Origin of the sequence: Allohahella sp. A8 (genome assembly GCF_047946665.1) — a bacterium.
Classification (GTDB): Bacteria; Pseudomonadota; Gammaproteobacteria; order Pseudomonadales; family Oleiphilaceae; genus Allohahella.
The window spans coordinates 1,789,889-1,807,537 of record NZ_CP172312.1 but is presented as its reverse complement, the minus strand read 5'-3'; the positions used below and the strand labels follow the sequence as shown (position 1 = coordinate 1,807,537).

General features: G+C 57.1%; 13 protein-coding genes. 11 read left to right on the top strand and 2 right to left on the bottom strand.

Annotated elements, in window-relative coordinates; genetic code table 11:
- Positions 1-16: 16 nt before the first annotated feature.
- The 5 genes from ACH3PB_RS08095 to ACH3PB_RS08075 are packed head-to-tail and all read left to right on the top strand — an operon-like array spanning position 17 to position 6,251.
- Positions 17-511 (top strand): prepilin-type N-terminal cleavage/methylation domain-containing protein, encoded by a 495-nt coding sequence (locus tag ACH3PB_RS08095; protein WP_416398955.1) that lies wholly within the window; start codon positions 17-19, stop codon positions 509-511.
- Entirely contained in the window at positions 501-1,007 is a 507-nt protein-coding gene (locus tag ACH3PB_RS08090) for a type IV pilus modification PilV family protein (protein WP_416398954.1), read from the top strand. Before ACH3PB_RS08095 ends, ACH3PB_RS08090 begins: the two co-directional genes overlap by 11 nt.
- Positions 1,007-1,798 (top strand): PilW family protein, encoded by a 792-nt coding sequence (locus tag ACH3PB_RS08085; protein WP_416398953.1) that lies wholly within the window; start codon positions 1,007-1,009, stop codon positions 1,796-1,798. The genes ACH3PB_RS08090 and ACH3PB_RS08085 overlap by 1 nt, the downstream gene beginning before the upstream one ends.
- The gene (locus ACH3PB_RS08080; RefSeq protein ID WP_416398952.1) at positions 1,795-2,205 is read left to right on the top strand and encodes a hypothetical protein; all 411 of its coding nucleotides are present in this window, start codon (positions 1,795-1,797) and stop codon (positions 2,203-2,205) included. The genes ACH3PB_RS08085 and ACH3PB_RS08080 overlap by 4 nt, the downstream gene beginning before the upstream one ends.
- The gene (locus tag ACH3PB_RS08075; protein WP_416398951.1) at positions 2,205-6,251 is read left to right on the top strand and encodes a DUF6701 domain-containing protein; all 4,047 of its coding nucleotides are present in this window, start codon (positions 2,205-2,207) and stop codon (positions 6,249-6,251) included. The genes ACH3PB_RS08080 and ACH3PB_RS08075 overlap by 1 nt, the downstream gene beginning before the upstream one ends.
- Here ACH3PB_RS08075 and ACH3PB_RS08070 read toward each other — a convergent pair.
- Entirely contained in the window at positions 6,227-9,247 is a 3,021-nt protein-coding gene (locus ACH3PB_RS08070) for a PAS domain S-box protein (protein WP_416398950.1), read from the bottom strand. The two genes, ACH3PB_RS08075 and ACH3PB_RS08070, sit on opposite strands and share 25 nt — an antisense overlap.
- Positions 9,248-9,582: 335 nt before the next feature.
- Between ACH3PB_RS08070 and ACH3PB_RS08065 the strand changes: the two genes are divergently transcribed.
- From ACH3PB_RS08065 to ACH3PB_RS08040, 6 genes are all read left to right on the top strand, one after another.
- The gene (locus ACH3PB_RS08065) at positions 9,583-11,163 is read left to right on the top strand and encodes a hypothetical protein (protein WP_416398949.1); all 1,581 of its coding nucleotides are present in this window, start codon (positions 9,583-9,585) and stop codon (positions 11,161-11,163) included.
- A 4-nt stretch (positions 11,164-11,167) separates the two neighbouring features.
- Positions 11,168-12,133, top strand: a complete 966-nt coding sequence (locus tag ACH3PB_RS08060) for an arsenic resistance protein (protein WP_416398948.1) — start codon at positions 11,168-11,170, stop codon at positions 12,131-12,133.
- A gap of 394 nt (positions 12,134-12,527) precedes the next feature.
- Entirely contained in the window at positions 12,528-12,956 is a 429-nt protein-coding gene (locus ACH3PB_RS08055) for a MerR family transcriptional regulator (RefSeq protein ID WP_416398947.1), read from the top strand.
- Between the two features lie 26 nt (positions 12,957-12,982).
- The gene (locus tag ACH3PB_RS08050; RefSeq protein ID WP_416398946.1) at positions 12,983-13,723 is read left to right on the top strand and encodes a response regulator transcription factor; all 741 of its coding nucleotides are present in this window, start codon (positions 12,983-12,985) and stop codon (positions 13,721-13,723) included.
- Positions 13,720-14,058 carry a histidine kinase sensor domain-containing protein gene (locus ACH3PB_RS08045; RefSeq protein WP_416398945.1) on the top strand — a complete coding sequence of 113 codons (339 nt, stop codon included), beginning with the start codon at positions 13,720-13,722 and terminating at the stop codon, positions 14,056-14,058. The genes ACH3PB_RS08050 and ACH3PB_RS08045 overlap by 4 nt, the downstream gene beginning before the upstream one ends.
- A gap of 171 nt (positions 14,059-14,229) precedes the next feature.
- On the top strand, positions 14,230-15,669 hold the full coding sequence (locus ACH3PB_RS08040) for a DUF5666 domain-containing protein (protein WP_416398944.1): 1,440 nt from the start codon (positions 14,230-14,232) through the stop codon (positions 15,667-15,669).
- A gap of 148 nt (positions 15,670-15,817) precedes the next feature.
- Here the strand turns inward: ACH3PB_RS08040 and ACH3PB_RS08035 are convergent, their stop codons facing one another.
- Positions 15,818-17,572, bottom strand: coding sequence for an ABC transporter ATP-binding protein/permease (locus ACH3PB_RS08035; RefSeq protein WP_416398943.1), 1,755 nt, complete (start codon positions 17,570-17,572; stop codon positions 15,818-15,820).
- Positions 17,573-17,649 lie beyond the last annotated feature (77 nt).

Here is a 17,649-nt window from a genome sequence, read left to right as displayed (position 1 = left end):
ACATGGTCGCCCTGCAGTGAAGCGTTATTCGAGCGGCTTCACATTGGTAGAGCTGGTACTGGTCCTGTTACTGGTATCGGCTCTTGCCGTTTTGGGGGTGGGGCTTTTCAGCAATACCAGCAGTTATGCGACGCTCGCGCTCTCCGATCAGATCATCTCGCAAGCCCGTCTCGCTCAACAGGTCGCCCTCGGGCGCCACGGCAGCAGCAGTACACAGTTTTCCGTTTCGAGTGTTGATGACCAGTACGTCATGACGGTTACCAACGGCGACTACAAAGCAGTTCGCCGGCTCCCGCAGGAAGGCGTGCAAATCACCTGGAAGGACAGCAGTACCTCAGCCTGTGTTGGAGGCAGCACCGGTGACTTTACCGTGCAGTTCGACGGCGCCGGTAATCTCATTTCGCCAAGCGGGCTTCGTCGATCCACACTCATCTGTGTGATCGGTGCACAAACTCGCAGTGTCTGTCTCAGCGCCCTCGGCTTTGCCCATGAGGGAACCTGTGATCAATAAACCCGCTTTTACTCGCCAACAGGGCGTCACACTCGTCGAGTTGGTCATCACCATCATCGTAATGGGGATCGCTGTCGCCGCAATCGTGGGCGCCATGTCTGCCACCATTGGCCGCAGTAGTAATATCGTCGTACAGGATCGAGCGTTGCAGCTGGCACAGGCTTACCTGGACGAGATAGCGCCCAAGCGTTTTGACGAGAGTACGCCATCGGGCGGTATGCCGTCCGCGACGTATCCCTGCGATACCAGCGCCGAAGCTGGCGAAGATCGCGCAAGCTTTGACGACGTGGGTGACTACAATGGCCTCGTCGACAGTCCCCCACAGTCTCAGACCAGCAACCAGTTTGCGGCCTATGAAGGCTACAGCGTGCGCGTTAAAGTGGAGTGCACCACTGACTTCGGATTGGCCGCTACTAACCTCAAACTGATTACCGTGACTGTCACCCCACCTGTCGGATCAGCCATGGCCTTTGCACGCTATCGGAGTAACTTCTAATGCCTCCGTGCGTCGGGACGAAAGAGCGGGGCTTCAGTCTCATCGAGCTCATCATGGTTATCGTGATACTCGGTGCCCTGGGTGTAGGCATCACCAGCTTCATCACTCGCAGCGTCGGCGGCTATATCGCCACAGGAGAGCGCCAGCGGATGGCTACCGCCGGCCTCGTTGCGGCGGAAAAGATTACGCGTGAACTTCGCGAAGCCCTGCCGAATTCGATTCGAACAAGTCTCGACAAGTCGTGCGTGGAGTTCATTCCAATCTTCGCAGCCAGTACCTATATCGATTTGCCCGTCGAAGCTGCCGGGTCGTCGTTCCAGGCTATTTCCGCTCAGCGTGACTCTGCAATTTCGGGTAGGGTGGCTGTCTATCCAATCAGTACCGCGCCGCTCTATTCACCATCAGCATCTGGCTCACTTACCGCAGCCACGGCAAGCATGCCGACAGGGACCGGCGCTGTGACGGTCAGCCTGTCGTCGGCCCATCAATTTCCACTGCACTCACCGGCCAGGCGCTTCTACATTGTCGGCGCGCCAGCCGCTTATTGCCAGGCCGGCGGCAAGATCATTCGGTACAGCAATTATGGCTTCAACCCGGGCTTAGGCTCTTTGCCGCCATCGGGCGCAGACATGGCGATGTTGATCAATCAGGTACAGGCGGGAAGCGTGCAGTTCGATTTTTCACCTATGTCACTGGTGCGAAATGCGGTAGTCAACTTCCGCTTCCGGCTAGAGCAAGACAGTGAGCAGTTGGTGGTAGAACAGGAGGCGGCTATCCGGAATCTGCCATGAACAGCACTCAATTCAAAGCGCATCGCGATCGTGGTTTCGGTTTGCCTATGGCCCTCTTCGTCATCGTGGTGCTCAGCTTCCTGCTGCTATCGCTGACTCAGCTGGAAGAAAGTACGGCCGAGGGATTCTCGATCAGCCTGCAGTCGACACGTGCATTCTATGCTGCCGAGAGCGGCGCAGAGATTGCCATGCACCAGTTGTTTCCACCGCCCAATGGCAAGACCGTCTGCACTGCCGTCGCAGCCACGCATACCTTCAGCGAGCCTGGCCTTGCCGGCTGTTCAGCCGAGCTGAAGTGCGACGAGAATCTGGTCGATGGCACCCTTTATTTTACGGTGACCAGCACGGGTCGCTGTGGTGCTGCAGCTGATGGCGCAGAACGAACCGTTGTGATAGGGGCGCATTGATGAACATCGCATTCCTCTTCAGGGCCCTGCTACTTTCACTGCTGGCATTAGCGTCAGCATCGAGCTGGGCAGCGCCAATCGTCGTTTTCAGCGACAACTTCGAGTCCGGGTTGGATTGGCGGCGTTCGGGTGGCTCGGGTGAGGTCGCAATTGGAACAAATATCTTCAATTCACCATCGCGATCACTGTGGATTGGCGAGAGCAGGGTCGATGCAACGTCACCACGCATCAATGCTAGCTCAGCTGAAACCGTACAGAGTGTCGATGTGGCCGTATGGGTTCGGCGCGGCTTCAACGGCTCGGGGAGTAATTATCCCGAGGGTGGTGAAAATCTCACGCTGCAGTATCTGGACGCTTCCAACAGCTGGGTTGAACTGGAGCAGTTTTTCGGGGGCGGTCCTGCCGGGGAGGTTTTTGACCGCACTTACGCGCTACCCGCTTCAGCGGCTACCAGTAATCTCCAGCTGAGATTTACCCTCAGTACTGGCAGTGGTCGCGGCTATGACTACTGGCATATCGATGATGTCCGGGTCACCTTGCAGACTGCACCAGTCTCAACAGCCGCCACCTATATCATCGGTGGCAACAGCCGGCGCTTTTCGCCCAATAATGGCAACTGGGCCTGGGATGGCTCTGAACTCACTGCATTTCGAAGCGCAGCGGAGAATCCTGCCAATTTCGGTCCCGGTGGTGTGGATTTGACGGCGGTCGATACCATCGACCTTACAAGTATTACTGCGAGCTCGCTGCTCGAAATCGATGCCTTCGTCGCCTCCTGGTGGGCAGATGGCGATTCCAGTGCCTATCGAAACACGCTGCAGAGCTGGCATCTTGGGGGCGGCGATCTCGTGCTCCTGCAGGATGATTTCGCGCATGACGCGGTTGGTGAGCAGCTTGGATTCGCCACCATCGGCACGTCTACGGGTCCGACTACGGTTAGTGGTCCCCTACAGAGTCCGGAAGGCCCATTTGGTACTGTGAACGCACTGGGGCAGATCGGCCAGTTCGGATACCTGGATGAGTCAGCCATTCTGTCAGCTGGCGGCACGGTTTGCGGGCGAGATCGAGATGGCCGGGTTACCGTCGCCTGTTGGGATGAAGGCGACTTCGCCCCTGGCGCTGGCAAGCTGATCATCGCGACAGACGTCGACTTCATTACTGGAAATTTTGGTGGTGCCAACTACACGCCGCCTAACGACAAGGGTCGGTTCGGGTTGAATCTTATCGCCTTTCTGCTGGATGAGTTCGATACGCAGCCGCTCAGCCATCTCGCCTTTGAGCAGGCGAGCTGGAGCGGAGCTGGTGTTGTCATCGAAGACTATTCGTCCCAGGGGCGAGCGGGTATATCCGTCGGCGCGGCAAGTTCAGCAGTCAACGGCTATATCTGCCGTGGCGCCACTATCCCCGCCAATACCTCAAGCGCAGTCATCGACGCGATAGATACGCGAGTAGACATCGATACCGTGCTGGGCGCTGCCGGGTCCATTTCGTTCTGGTGGCAGGCTGCTGGCAACTGGAACGATGGTCGCAGTCGAACGCTGTTCGATGCCACCCAGCGACGGGTCAATACGGATCAGGATAAATATTTCTATCTGGCGAAGGAAGCTGGCGGATCACTGCTGTTCAGTTATGAAGACTCGCAAGACCGTGATTTCAATGTGAGGAGTGCGGCGCTGGGCTTCACCGCCGGCCAGTGGGTGCATATCGTCGTTACCTGGGACTATCCGGCCGACAGGTCAGCGATCTACGCCAACGGACGCCTGGTGGCTTCGGGCACCGACAATACCAATGGCGCTATACCTGCAGACCTCGGCACCCTTCACTTCGGCGACAACAGTTCTCTCTACGCCGCCCCAGGCAGCTCCGCCCACGGTGTGCTGGACGAGATCATGCTCTACGACCGGGTGCTCGAAACGTTCGAGATCGATTTCCTCAACAAGGCCAGCCGCGATTGCGATATCTGCTCGCTGGGCAGCTTCGATCTGCTCCAGCCCGCCTTTGGCCTGGCCTGCCCAGGCACCCGCATGCCGGTGCAGGTCGTGGCGCGCTGCGACGATGGCACGCCCTTCACCGATTATGTGGGCACGGTCGACTTCAGTACCAGCGCCGGTGCCGCCAGCGTTCTGTTCGCAGCCGCGACCGGTGGCGCACCAATCACTTCACTGGCCTTTGACGGTACCGAAGGCGGTCAGCGTGAAATATTCGTCTATCATCGCGACGAAACGCCGGACCTGCGTCTGACTGCACGCGATGCCGTCGCTGGCATCAGCGCTACGGCTGCGGCCGCTACAGATGTGCGCACGGCCGGACTTGCTGTCAGTGGTGCGCAGTCATTCAGCTGTGGTCGCACTATCGATCTGCAGCTTACCGCAATCGGGCAGACCAACGACGGCTCGGGGAACTGCGCAGTTATCAAGGGCTTCGATGGCGAAAAACCATTCAAGAGCTGGTTTACGATGAACCTCGATCCGGGAGAGTCGCCGCCGCAGGCGGATGTGACAAGTTCTCCGCTATCGATCAATGGCACAGCAATATCTGCAGGCGCTACGCCGACTGCTAACAATCTAACGCTGAAATTTACGGCGGGTCAGGCTGCAGCCTCTCTGGGCTATCTCGACGTCGGTCAGCTGCTGTCTCTCAATTTCAGGCACGATACAGCGCCGTATGACGGATCGACCCCCGAAGTCAAAGCGCTGCTCGCCTCGACTGGCGCCATGATAATCTCACCTGAATCATTCGCTCTCACGCTTCCGCCGAATCATGACTGCAGTACAGAGGACCACACCTGTAGCCGCTTCACTACAGCCGGTTCGAATTTCAGTCATACCATCAGTGCCCGATGCGCAGGCACATCGGGTACGCTTGGTCCTGTTGCCAGGCAATACCGCGGGAATGTCGGTCTCACTCATACATTGAAAGCGCCCTCGGGAGGATCGCCGGGTACCTTGCGTCGAGCCAGTGTAAGCCTGACCAGCGTTCACAACGGCCAGATCGTTACGCCGGATCAGGCCTTGAGTGAAGTGGGTGTCTTTGGACTGGACGCCTCGCCACAAGCGTATTTTGGCGTGAACTACACTTCGGTTCAGACCATCGTCGGACGGATTTACCCCGCCTTCCTGTCGGTGGAGGGCTCTACCCCGATGCTGCAGACAACATCCTCATGCACAGTCGGCTTTCAGTCACAGCCTGCGGAATACAGCGCTCCCCCAGCCCTGACTATCAGAGGCTTCAATCAGCAGGGTACGCTGACTCAGAACTATGACGGCGCCTTCTTCAAACTGGGTAATCCAATACCCGACTACCAGAACACGGCGGCAACCGCCAGCATTCTGACCCCTGATCTGACCAGTCGCTCATTCGAACGACTCACAGCGCCCGAGTACAATGGCCAGGCCACGATCACACTTCTGAACGATGAGGTGAACTACCTTCGTGCGACACCGCGGCCGACCGCAGGTGATGCACCTTTCACGGCGGCCTTCAATCTGAACTTCCCCTCTACTGAACTGACCGACGCAGACGGCGCCTGCTATCGCGCCACTGCCACCGGAGGCTGCCAGTCGTACCAGATGTCGCTAGACACGACATCACTGCCCGTGAAAATCGTCTATGGCAGGATGGCCCTCGAAAACGCCTTCGGCCCTGAAGTGACCGATCTGATTGTACCGGTGCGTTCGGAATACTGGACCGGCTCTGTCTGGGCGGTGAACGAGGATGACAACTGCTCGATATATAATACGGCTGACACCACGCTTGACAGTTATACAGGGGCGCTTGGGGCAGGTGATACCGAGGTCAGGATAGCTGCCTCAGCACCTGCTCAGCGTACTCTCCAGGCCGGTCGCTACCTCGATGCGGCGCCTCTGTTACTGACCCAGCCGAAAGACAGCAAGACCGGCTCTGTCCGTTTGACCCATAGCGTACCTGATTGGCTGAAATTCGATTGGGATGGCAATGGTACTGCCGATGATCCATCCGCGATTGCGACCTTCGGTCAGTTCCGCGGGCACGACCGGATCATCTACTGGCGTGAGTCGCTGGACTGATCTGAAGCGGCCTCACGCAGAAGCACTTCGAAGGCTTCTGCCGACATGGGCCGTCCCAGGAAAAAACCCTGTCCGTGGTCACAACCCTGGCTTTTCAGGAAGGTCAGCTGTTCAGCGTGTTCGACGCCCTCTGCAATCACCCGGATATTCAGGCTGTGGCCGAGCGAGATGATGGCCTGTGAGATCACGGCGTCATCCGCATCGACATGCAGGTCGCGGACGAACGACCGATCGATCTTGAGTTCGTCGACGGGGAACTTCTTCAGGTAACTCAGGCTCGAGTAGCCGGTGCCGAAATCGTCGATCGACAGCATCACCCCGAGCGCCTTGAGTTGGTGCAAGGTATGCACTGCCAGTTCAGCATCCTGCATGACATGACTTTCAGTGATTTCCAGACAGAGATACTTTGGTTCGAGCCCGGCCGCTTTGAGCACTGTGGCTACCTGTGGAACCAGATTCGCTTCAGCGAACTGCCTTGCGGACAGATTCACGGCAATGGTCAAGGGCGCAAGCCCCATGCTTTGCCATAGCTTATTCTGTCGCGTTGCCTGCTTGAGCACCCAGTCACCTATACCGATGATGAGACCGGTATCTTCGGCAATAGGAATGAAGCGATCAGGCTCTATCAGGCCCAAGTCCGGGTGCTGCCAGCGTAGCAGGGCTTCCACACCAACGATCCTGTTTGTCTGCAGGTCGATCTGGGGTTGATAGAGCAGGGCCAGCTGCTGGCGGGTGACTGCCTCGCGCAAGCTGTGCTCCAGCTGGACCCGTTCGTTCAGGCGCAGGTTGAGATCTTCGGTAAAAAACCAGAAGTTGTTACGGCCGTGAGCTTTCGCCTGATACATCGCGATGTCGGCATGCTTGTACAGCGTATCTGGGTCCTCACCATTTTCCGGGAACAGGCTGACGCCGATGCTGCAGGTCAGCTGCAGTTCTCTGTTGCCAGCCAGAATCGGTAATGCAATGGTCGTGAGAATCCTGCCCATAAGGGCAGCTACGAAAGCCTTGTCCACGGCTTCTGACACGACGATGACAAATTCATCGCCACCGATGCGCGCCACGGTATCCTGAGCTCGCAGGCATGATTGCAGTCGCAGCGCTGCCTGCTGCAATACCTGGTCGCCCACACCGTGGCCGAGTGTGTCGTTGATGTACTTGAAATTATCCAGGTCGATCAGCATCAGGGCGACGGCTTGATGGCTTCTTCGCGAGCGCTCCATCGCTACCTGTAGCCGATCCATCAGCAGATTCCGATTCGCCAGGCCGGTGAGCTCATCGAAGTTGGCGCGTTTCTCAAGCGCCTCTTCGTAGCGCTTGGTCTCGGTAATATCGACAACCACGGCAACGAGATGGGAGTACTCACCTTTGTCATTCTCTACTGGTGCGGCGTAGAGATCGCTCCAGAACTCACTGCCATCACTGCGCATCAGTCGCAGCGTGACATGCACTTCCTCGCCCGTATTCAGAATTCTGTACAGGCTGCTCAGCCGCTCCGGCTCTTCGTTGGTGAACAGGACCGCTGCCCAGTTCTGGCCCACGAGCTCAGCGTCATTGAGGCGCAGCATCTGCCTTAGCGCGGGATTGACGTAGCCGATATTGCCAGGCTCGATGCCCAGACTGATGAGCGCTATCCCGTTAGGGCTGGCCTCGATGGCACGATTACGCAAACGCAGCGCCTGTTCGGTTTTCAGACGATCGCTGACATTGACGCCGATCCCGGCAAGATGCGGCTCTCCGTCTATGAGAATGCGGGCGCCGGTAAACCAGTAGGGTATCAGCTCACCGCTTTTAGTCCTGAAACTGGCTTCCACAGTGGCATGACCGGTGTCCTGAACCTTCTGGATGGCTGCGGTGACACGCGCCCGTTCTTCAGGCACAAAATAATCGAGCGGGTGAGAGCGGGCGACTTCGTCAGCGCTGTAGCCGGTGACCTCCTCGAAAGGTCGATTCCAGCGGAGAAAGCGGCCCTTGGAGTCGTAGAAGTAAAAGATACTCGGAATACTGTTGATCATGCGTTCGGAGAGCGTTTTTTCCTCCTGCAGTCGATGTATGGCCTGGGCGAGCTCCTGATTACGGGCTTCGATGGCCGCTTCGTTGCGCTTTCGCTCCGAAATATCGCGAACAACGCCGGTAAGCTTTCGTCGGCCGTCCACCGTCATTTCACTGATGCCGAATTCGGCTGGAAACTCTGTACCGTCCTTCCGCAGTGCTGAAGCCTCTATGCCCTTAGCCGAGGTCTGGGTCCGGCCCGTCTCGATAAACTGTTTGAGATACCAATTGTGCTGATCGCGATGGGATTCAGGCATGAGCGAACTGATATTCTGACCGATAATCTCGGTTGGCGTATAACCGAAGCTGCGTTCTGCGGCAGGATTGAAAGTTTCTATCGTTCCGCGCTCGTCGATCACGATGATGGGATCAAGGGCGGTGTTGAGGATTGAACGCAGCAGAATGTGTTCATCACCGGCATGTTTGGAGGCTGTAAAGTCCTGGGTGACCTGCGCGAAACCCAGAAGCACGCCGCTGCCGTCTCTGAGCGCGGTGATGCTTGTCCTGGCCCAGAACTGCGTGCCGTCCATCCGTTTGCGCCAGCCTTCGAAGACCGCACTGTGCTCCCGGCCAGCCTGATCGAGCAGCTGCTCCGGTAAACCAGCCTCAATATCGGTTTTGGTGAAAAGCCTGCGCCAGGGCTGCTGCAGGATGTCTTCGGGGCTAAAGCCGCTCAGGCGCTCGGCACCGGCATTCCAGGTGGCTATTCGTCCCTCGGCGTCCAGCCAGATGATGGCGTACTCACTGATGCCCTGAACCAGCCACTCGAAGCGTTCATCCGGCTCCCTCCGCTCAGCTTGCAGCCCGTCAGATTGATCCGCAGAAGTGATGTGTTCTGCTGCACGCTCGAACACGGATGCCATACCACGCAGACAGCGGGCCAGGCCGAGCTTGTAAGCGATACGCTTGTGGCGCGAGGTGGACTGATCAGGTGAACGCAGCGGCATGGGCGCCTTTCACTCTCCAAGGTCAACGGGGCGATCTGTAGAACCGTCCGCGCCAGGCTGTAGCAGGTGCCTCGGCAAGACTGCCGGCGGGTAACAAGATTATTAATCCAGATTAGTCCATGTTCCGGTTTTAATCGAGGCTGAGCCGCGAGAACCCGGGAACAACCGAGCGCCAGGCAGCTTTTGATACGAACAGCCTATGTAACCGCTTTGTAATAGATTGTAGTTTCGGTAACTCCGATTATCTAAATGTATCCGCGCCGCGGTATATTGCATCGATGCAGGCCCCGTCAAATGTTGACCGGTTGTTTCGATATCTCCAAGGTGTGGTCCAAATGAAAGGGTCTGATAGCGCTATGAGGTCGGCAACTACAATCAGAGCGTTATTCGCTTCGGTCATCCTGCTTACGCTCGCTGCCTGTGCAGAGGAAACTGGGGGAATGGGTGCCCGTGCACCTGCCGACCCGGCGCAACCCCCGGGCGGGGCGCCGGTGCCAGGTGCACCAGCTGGAGAGCCAGGCGAGCCCGCCGGGCCGGAAGAGGCGGATCCGGCTACGCCATTTGGGCGCAGCGTGGTCTATATCTCCTCCGAAAATGGAGGCGCCGATCAGAAACTCTATGCTGTCGATGTCAACGGCACCAATCTTGTAGAACTCTCCGCTAATCCCGCGAGGGCAGGGAAGGTCATCTCGGTAGCACTGTCGCCTGATGGCCGCTGGGCTGCCTATGTTGCTGAACATGACAAGAACCGGGTGCTCGATCTCTACGTCACGAACCGTGATGGCAGCGTTCGACGCAAGTTGTCGAGCGGCATCAAGCGTGATTCGACGGTCCGAAGCGTCAACTGGAGCCCGAACTCCAGCCAGCTGGCGTATCTGGTCAGTAGCAGCGATTTCAAGAAAAAAGACGAATTGTGGGTGAGCTCCGTCGACGGTAGTGCCAGTCAGCGTATTGTCCCTGGTGTGGTGGACGTTTTTCCCAGCGGTTCTGGCTTCAGCTGGTCGGCGACCAGCCGCTATCTGGGCTTGTCACTGAAGATGATCGGCGGGAACAGATATTTTACCGTTGCCACCACCGGTAGCCCAAGTGCAGTCTCAGTCGGCAGCGGCAGCTTCGGATCTACCAGCTGGGGCGCCTGGTCATCGAGCGGTGATAGATTTGCCTACGTCTCCACCATGTTTGGCGGTAGGCCAATTCTGTCATCATATGATGCCGCCACTGGTGAGCGACGCGATCTCGTGAATGATCTGAGTTTGCTTGATCGCATCTTTGCTCTGAGATGGTCGCCAAATGATCAGGCGATTGCTTCGTTCACCTTCAAGAGTCTGCAAAACCAAGCAGAGATATTTGTTGCGCCTGCTGGCGGTGGTGGCAACGTTCAGGTTTCAAAACAAAGCGCCCAGGGCCTGAGTTCGGTGCGTAACTTCAAGTGGTCGCCAGACAGCAGCAGCCTTATTGCGTTCGCCAAGGATGCAGGGCTGGATCAGCTCCTCTTAGCCCGTGCCGATGGCAGTTCGAGCGTTCATCCGCTGGCGGATATCGGCCCTGACATAAAGACTGCCAGTGCTACCTACTCGCCCAACGGGCAAAGTCTTGCGTTCATCGACGGCCGCTCGCCAGGCAGCCTCTACCTCAGCGACGGCGGTGGCTTTGGTAACCGGCGGACTCTGCTTACGGCCGATCGTCTCTATCGCACGCTGTTCTGGACCCGGGATGGTTCGGGCCTGCTCTACGAAGCCGGTCTGGAGGAGGGCGAGCCCCGCATAGTGCACTTCATGTCATCTGACGGGCAAGAAAACCGGGTGGTTTCAACGAATCTCACTGGCGGCAACGAAGTGCTGTGCATGGCCGTAATGCCCACTGGTATCGCATCTGATCAGCAGAACGACTGCAAATTGTTCAGCGAGCTCGACTAGACCGTTGACCCTTGAGGAGCTTGAAAGTACGCAGGTCTGCAGCTACTTCATAGCGCTGGTTCTGGGGGCGCTTGTTGGTTTTCTTTCACCCTCTACCGGTCTTCTGGGGGAGGGCTGGATCGAGCCTCTTCTCGGCGTACTACTCTACGCCATGTTTGCTCAGATACCGTTTCTCCAGCTTTGGAAGGCGTTCTCGCACTGGCGCTTCATGGCGGCACTGGGTGTGGCAAACTTCATGATCGTGCCGCTCCTGATCTGGTTGATGACCCGCTTGCTCCCGGAAGAGTCTCCGCTGCTGCTCGGCGTAAGCCTTGTGCTGCTCGCGCCGTGTATCGATTACGTCGTCGTATTCACTCAGCTCGGTCGCGGCGATGCAAAGCTGATGCTGGCCGCCACGCCGCTGCTGCTGTTGCTGCAAATCATTCTAGTCCCGCTGTATCTATGGCTCATACTCGGCGACAGCGCCACCAGCCTGTTCAGTGCTGCGCCGGTGCTCAAGGCCTTTGTCGTCCTGATTCTCATACCATTGGTGTTGGCGATAGTCACAGAGTGGGTCGGCGGTCGGCTTCATATCGCTCAGCGTTGGCAGGCAGCGACGGCATGGCTGCCAGTGCCGCTCATGGCACTGGTACTTTTTGCCATCGTTGCTTCGCAGTTGCCAAAAATTACGGATCAACTCTCACTCATCGGTAGTGCCATTCCGTTCTTCGTTGCATTCATGCTGATCATGCCTGTGATAGCGAGAGTGCTGTCACATAGTTTCAGGCTCGAAGCCGCCGCGGGCAGGGCGCTCGTGTTTGGCGCCAGCACAAGAAATTCTCTCGTGGTTCTGCCACTTGCGTTCGCACTGCCGGACTCGACACGAACGCTCGTGGCGGCTGTGATCGTGACCCAGACGCTGGTCGAGCTGGTGGGCGAGGTCATTTATGTGAGGGTGGTGCCGAAGTGGGTGATTCCAGACCAGCAGTGATGTCAGGGGTGCATTGAGCTGAAGAGCATGTCACCTGAGGGCTTGAACAGCAACTCTCGCGAACCTTGTATTGTCTGTACCAAAAATACAGTCCGGCGATCACCAGGATTGGCAGGACACAATACAGAAGTTCCAGTGCACCTTTCCAGGGCATGAGCGCGACAGCACCCGCGCCCGTTAGTGCCGTTGCGATCCCGTAGAGGGGCACAACACAGCAGGCAACACAGGCGGCGGCAATCAATTATACTCTTCTCTTGTTCGTGTTCGATGACATAGGTATCTCCTTACCAAATTGAAGAGGAGGGCTTTGTGACAAGGCCCTGGTTCATCTAGGATGAGGCCTGTAGTAACTACAGGTTCAAGTGCTTTTTTTCCATAAACGAGAGGGCTGGATATGTCCACCATTGGCGCACTGGCGAAGGCGACCGGCTGTCCGATCGAGACCATTCGCTACTATGAGAAGATTGAGCTGATGCGGGATCCGCCACGCTCTGAGGGCGGACACCGCTTATATGGTGAGTCCCACAAGGTGCGCTTGCTGTTTATTCGCCGAGCACGAGATCTCGGTTTTTCGCTCGATGAAACCAGGGACTTCATCCGGCTGTCAGAAAACGAGAGTCGATCCTGCAACGAAGCACTGGCAGCTGTACAACGACACCTAGAGACAGTGGCTGAGAAATTGATGCGCCTTGAGGCGATTCAGGCCTCATTGCTCACCATGGCCGACAGTTGCCGGAGCTGCTGTCCCGGCGCCAAGGCGCCTGAGTGCACCATCATCGGGGCCTTGGCTGGTATCGAAATGTCGGATAAATCTATCCGCTAGTTGATAATGCTTATCATTCAGCGATAATGGCATTCTGGTCAGTCACCACGGATTGGAATGCCATGCTTGCCGCTATCGAAAAACAGCCACAGATACTCATTGTCGAGGATGATCCAGAGCTCAGCGATCAGCTCTCCAGTCTGCTGCGTAGCCGCGGCTACGATATTCAGCAGCAGTTTGATGGAGAGGCCGGGCTGATTGCAGCGCTCAGGGGCAGCTTCGATCTGATCCTGCTCGATGTCCTGCTACCGGCCATGGACGGCTTTTCCGTGCTCAACCACCTGCGCAGGACGCGGCAGACGCCAGTCATGCTGCTGACGGCGTGCGGTGCGGAAGAGGAACGTATCGTCGGCTTCAGCAAGGGGGCCGACGACTATGTGCCCAAGCCCTTCAATTTTACCGAGCTTCAGCTGCGCATCGAGGCGCTGTTGCGGCGCGCGATGGGCGTCAGCAGCAGTCGAGGCAGTCAGCAGAAACTTGTGGTCGATACCCTGCAGCTCGACCGGCAGGAGCAGGCGGTCACAGTTGATGGTGTTGCGGTGACGCTGACGCCGATTCAGTTCAAGCTGCTTTGGGTACTGGTGCTGCATCAGCATGAGGTGCTTAGCAAGGCCTACCTGTATCGGCTGGTGCTGGAGCGTGAGTTCAGCCGCTACGACCGCAGTCTCGATATGCACCTGAGCCGGGTACGGCGAAAGCTCGTCGATGCGGGCATGGCGTCGGACCGATTGCAAACCGTGCACGGCACCGGCTACTGCTTTTCGTGAACAGGCCGCTGCTGTGGAAGTTCTTTCTGATCATCGCTGCAGGCAGCGTTGCCCTGTTCTGGCTCGTTAGTCTGCTGACATTGCGTACCGAACAGGCCATGAGTCTTATCGCCGATGAACATCAGGAAACCTTGCTGGCCTATGGCGAGACGGCCGAAGCGCTTTACGAGGCTGGTGATACCAGAGCGCTGGAAAACTGGCTTGCCGATCTTCAGGCGCGGGAAGACACCTGGGCGGCTGATCAACTTCAGTATCGTGACCTGTGCGCTGAAAGCAGACTAAAGCACGCTTCAGCTATTCAGTCCGCAAATATTGCGGATCTGGAAGAGCTCTAGGATACGGTGAAGCGACATTTCGATCGCTTCGCCGCGAAGGATGGGCTGGTGGTGGACTGGGGCGAGTGAATGATTTCTCATGAGATGCCCCAGATGGCGTTAGGGTGTATACACGACTACACAATTCGACACTGAATCGATCTGGATTCACTACGGGCGAGGCGGATAATTATGCCGAAGAACGGCGTTGCCGCTCATGACCCCGCTGAGAACCTGATCATGACATTTTCAAGAACCTTATTGAGTATCGCCATTACTGCCGGTCTTCTTTCTGCATGTGGCGGTGGTAGCGATGGTAGTGGTAGCGTGGGGACTCCGACGCCCACTCCGACCACCTCAAGCAGCAAGACTGTCATGGGTCCCATCAGCGGTTTCGGCTCGGTAATCGTCAACGGTGTACATTACGACGTCGACGGGGCCAGCGTGACTTCAGACGGCGCAACGATCACGGAAGCTGATCTGAAAGTAGGCATGATCGTGCGGGTGAGTGGCCAGAACAATGGCGATGGCACCGGTACCGCCGTCAGCCTCAGTTTCGATGACGATCTCGAGGGGCCAATAAGCAGCATCGATTCAATCAACAAGCAGATGGTCGTCCTGGGTCAGACAGTTATCGTCAGTGCCAGTACGGTCTTCGATGGCACCACCTTTGACATCCTTACACCGGGCACAGTGATCGAGGTAAGCGGTTTCTTTGACAGCACCGGCAATCTGCGCGCAAGTCTTGTAGAAGCAAGTGACAGCACGGACTTCGAAGTCAAAGGCCGCATCACTGGACTCGACGTCGCCAATGAAACCTTTCTCTTAGGCAGTTTGACTGTTGCCTATACAGGCGCGGTACTTGAAGACATTGCAGAGCTCGCTAATGGCCTCTTCGTAGAAGTCAAGACCGCTCAACCGCTGCAAAGCGGTGTGTTTGTCGCGGAGGAGATCGAAGGTGAAGAGGAGGGTGTAGACGCCGAGGAAGGCGAGGAGCTTGAAATCGTCGGTATCGTCACCGACTTTAGCCCGGAGGGTTTCGCCGTCAACGGCCAGCGAATCCGTATCACAAGTGATACCGAATTCGATGAAGGCTCAGCTGCCAGCCTGGCCAACGATATTCGCATCGAAGTAGAAGGTCAGGTCGACGCGAACGGTGTTCTGATCGCTGAAGAAATCTCCTTTGAGCAGGAGAGTCAGATAGAGGTGGAAGCTTCACTGGATGCCGTAGGAGCCAATAGCATCACTGTGCTGGGACGTGAGTTCAAAGTTAGCGATCGCACATTTTTCAAGGATAGTAGCGCAGCGTCTGACAAGTTTCTCAATCTGGGAAAGCTATTGACTGGTCAGTGGGTTGAGGTCGATGCCTATCAGGCCGCTGATGGGTCTCTGGTAGCGACCTCGATTGAGCGCCAGGAGACAGAGGAAGGGGCGACTGCAAGTATCCAGGGTATCGTCGAAGAAAGCACACCGCCAAGCTTCAGCATCATTGGTATCACCGTGACGACTGATTCCAATACCAGCTTTGAGCCCGCCGACTTTTTTCCGCAGTTAGGGGAACTCACAGCCGTTGAGGGTATGGTTACAGCTGACGGTGTATTGCTGGCTGAATCTGTCGAACGCGAAGACTAAGCTCCGGCTTTCCGAAGCCTCACTAGCAGACCGCTCGCGTAGCGGTCTGCGCTCCTCTGCTTACCGCTGCAAGATTCTTCCCGCCGACCTTTAGCACTCCTCGGTCTCGCCCTGGTTCCGGAGGAACTGTGTGGCCCCCCTCGTTTCATCAAGAATATTCTGGTTCGAAATTAGTCGCCGGTGCAAATTTCGTCGACATCGTTTCCGATTGCTGCTCAGTCCGCCATTTTTTCCACTGTCCTTCTCGGGAAATTTCCAGAACGTGCGTGTGAAAACGCTCGAGGGTCTGGCGGTGCCCGATGCTGACGATGACCGACAAAGGCATCCAGTCGGCAAGCTGCGCATATAGCTGGGCTTCACTGGCTTCGTCCAATGCGGAACTGCTCTCATCCATAAGCAGCACTCTGGGCTTGGAGAGCAGGGCCCGGGCAAACGCACAGCGCTGCTGCTCACCAACACTCAGGGTTTGTTCCCAGTCCGCATGCACATCAAGCTGGTTCTGAAGGTGCTCGAGCTGGCAGGCGCGCAGTACGTCTGCCAGAGCAGAATCATCAGTCTTTTCCGGGTGAGGGTAGTACAGGACCTGTCTGAGCGACCCCAGTGGCAGATAGGGCCGCTGGCTGAGTACGAGGGCGCTCTCCCGATCATAACTCGTGGAACCACTTGTGTGCGGCCACAGCCCCGTGAAGGCGCGTAGCAGCGTACTTTTTCCGCAGCCTGAGGGCCCGCGGATCAGGAGCCGCTCACCAGCGTGCAGATCGAGGTTCAGAGGCTTCAGGAGGTGCCTGCCATCCGGCAGCCACACTTCCAGATCCTTCAGAGACAGGCTGCCGCCCTGGTGCAGGAGTTCTCCAGTACTGTGCGCATCCACCTCGCACAGTCGTCGCTTGAAGCCCTCGAGCCGGTCGATCACTGACTTCCACTCCGCGATTTCCGGAAATACGCCGATCAGATAGGACGTGGACTCCTGCACCTGACCAAAGGCGCTACCGACCTGGGTCAGCCGACCAAGCGGAACCGCGCCGGCAAAAAACTTTGGCGCCATCAGGAACATGCCGACCACCGTCGCGGAGCGCATGTAGAAGCTCGAAAACCCCAGCACCGCTTTCTTGTGTCTGACCAGGGTCCAGTAGTTGCTGAGTGCTCTATTCAGTCTGTGACTGAAGCGCTGATGCTCTTCGGCCTCACCCTGGTACAGGGCAACCGCTTCTGACTGCTCGCGCAGGCGCATCATCGAGAAGCGGAAGTCCGCCTCGCGCCGTTGTTGCGTGAAGTTGAGCCCCGGCAGCTTACGACCGAGCCAAAACACAAGACCAGTTCCGATCAGGGAATACAGCAGAGCGGCCCACAGCAGTAGCCCGGGGATGAAGATTTCCTTCCCGTCCAGTGTAAACGTCACGATGCTCGACGCCGCCCAGAGGATATGTGCGAATGAAAACAGCGAAGTGATCGCCGTCATCATGCCCAGACCAAGCTTGAGGGAAATTGAAATGAACAGACGGATATCGTCGGCGATTCGCTGGTCAGGATTGTCCGTCTCGGGCGACGTGAGCTGGAGCTTGTAAAAGCGCTTGCGGTGCAGCCACTGTTGCAGCGTATTTTCGGTTTCCCAACGACGCCAGATAATCGACAGCTTTTCCTGAAAGTGGAAAGCGCCCATCGTCAAAGCCGCCAGCGCAACTTCGAGGCCTACAAACTGCAGACCGCCCAGCAGGAAGGCATTGTAATCGAGGTCCTGCAGCGCGTTATAGAAGTAGAGGTTCCAGAAGTTGGTCAGGACGGCTACGCCAACGAGTCCGAGGTTGCAAAGGATCGTCAGGATGAGCGCCCACAGGGCCGGCCCTCGCTTGCGGGAGGTCCAGAATGGCCTGGCAAGGCGCCAGAAGTTCCGCAGGGTTTGCATAAGAAAACGTGCTTGCGCCAAAAACGATCGAGTCTATCTTTTGACTCCATTAAGTTCAATAATAATAAACATTCTCA

What these genes read in the sequence shown, in the direction of transcription:
- ACH3PB_RS08080 (WP_416398952.1), top strand. Translation starts at nt 1,795, where the DNA reads ATGAACAGCACTCAATTCAAAGCGCATCGCGATCGTGGTTTCGGTTTG.
- ACH3PB_RS08035 (WP_416398943.1), bottom strand. Translation starts at nt 17,572, where the DNA reads ATGCAAACCCTGCGGAACTTCTGGCGCCTTGCCAGGCCATTCTGGACC.
- ACH3PB_RS08065 (WP_416398949.1), top strand. Translation starts at nt 9,583, where the DNA reads ATGAAAGGGTCTGATAGCGCTATGAGGTCGGCAACTACAATCAGAGCG.
- ACH3PB_RS08050 (WP_416398946.1), top strand. Translation starts at nt 12,983, where the DNA reads ATGGCATTCTGGTCAGTCACCACGGATTGGAATGCCATGCTTGCCGCT.
- ACH3PB_RS08075 (WP_416398951.1), top strand. Translation starts at nt 2,205, where the DNA reads ATGAACATCGCATTCCTCTTCAGGGCCCTGCTACTTTCACTGCTGGCA.
- ACH3PB_RS08040 (WP_416398944.1), top strand. Translation starts at nt 14,230, where the DNA reads ATGCCGAAGAACGGCGTTGCCGCTCATGACCCCGCTGAGAACCTGATC.
- ACH3PB_RS08055 (WP_416398947.1), top strand. Translation starts at nt 12,528, where the DNA reads ATGTCCACCATTGGCGCACTGGCGAAGGCGACCGGCTGTCCGATCGAG.
- ACH3PB_RS08085 (WP_416398953.1), top strand. Translation starts at nt 1,007, where the DNA reads ATGCCTCCGTGCGTCGGGACGAAAGAGCGGGGCTTCAGTCTCATCGAG.
- ACH3PB_RS08070 (WP_416398950.1), bottom strand. Translation starts at nt 9,247, where the DNA reads ATGCCGCTGCGTTCACCTGATCAGTCCACCTCGCGCCACAAGCGTATC.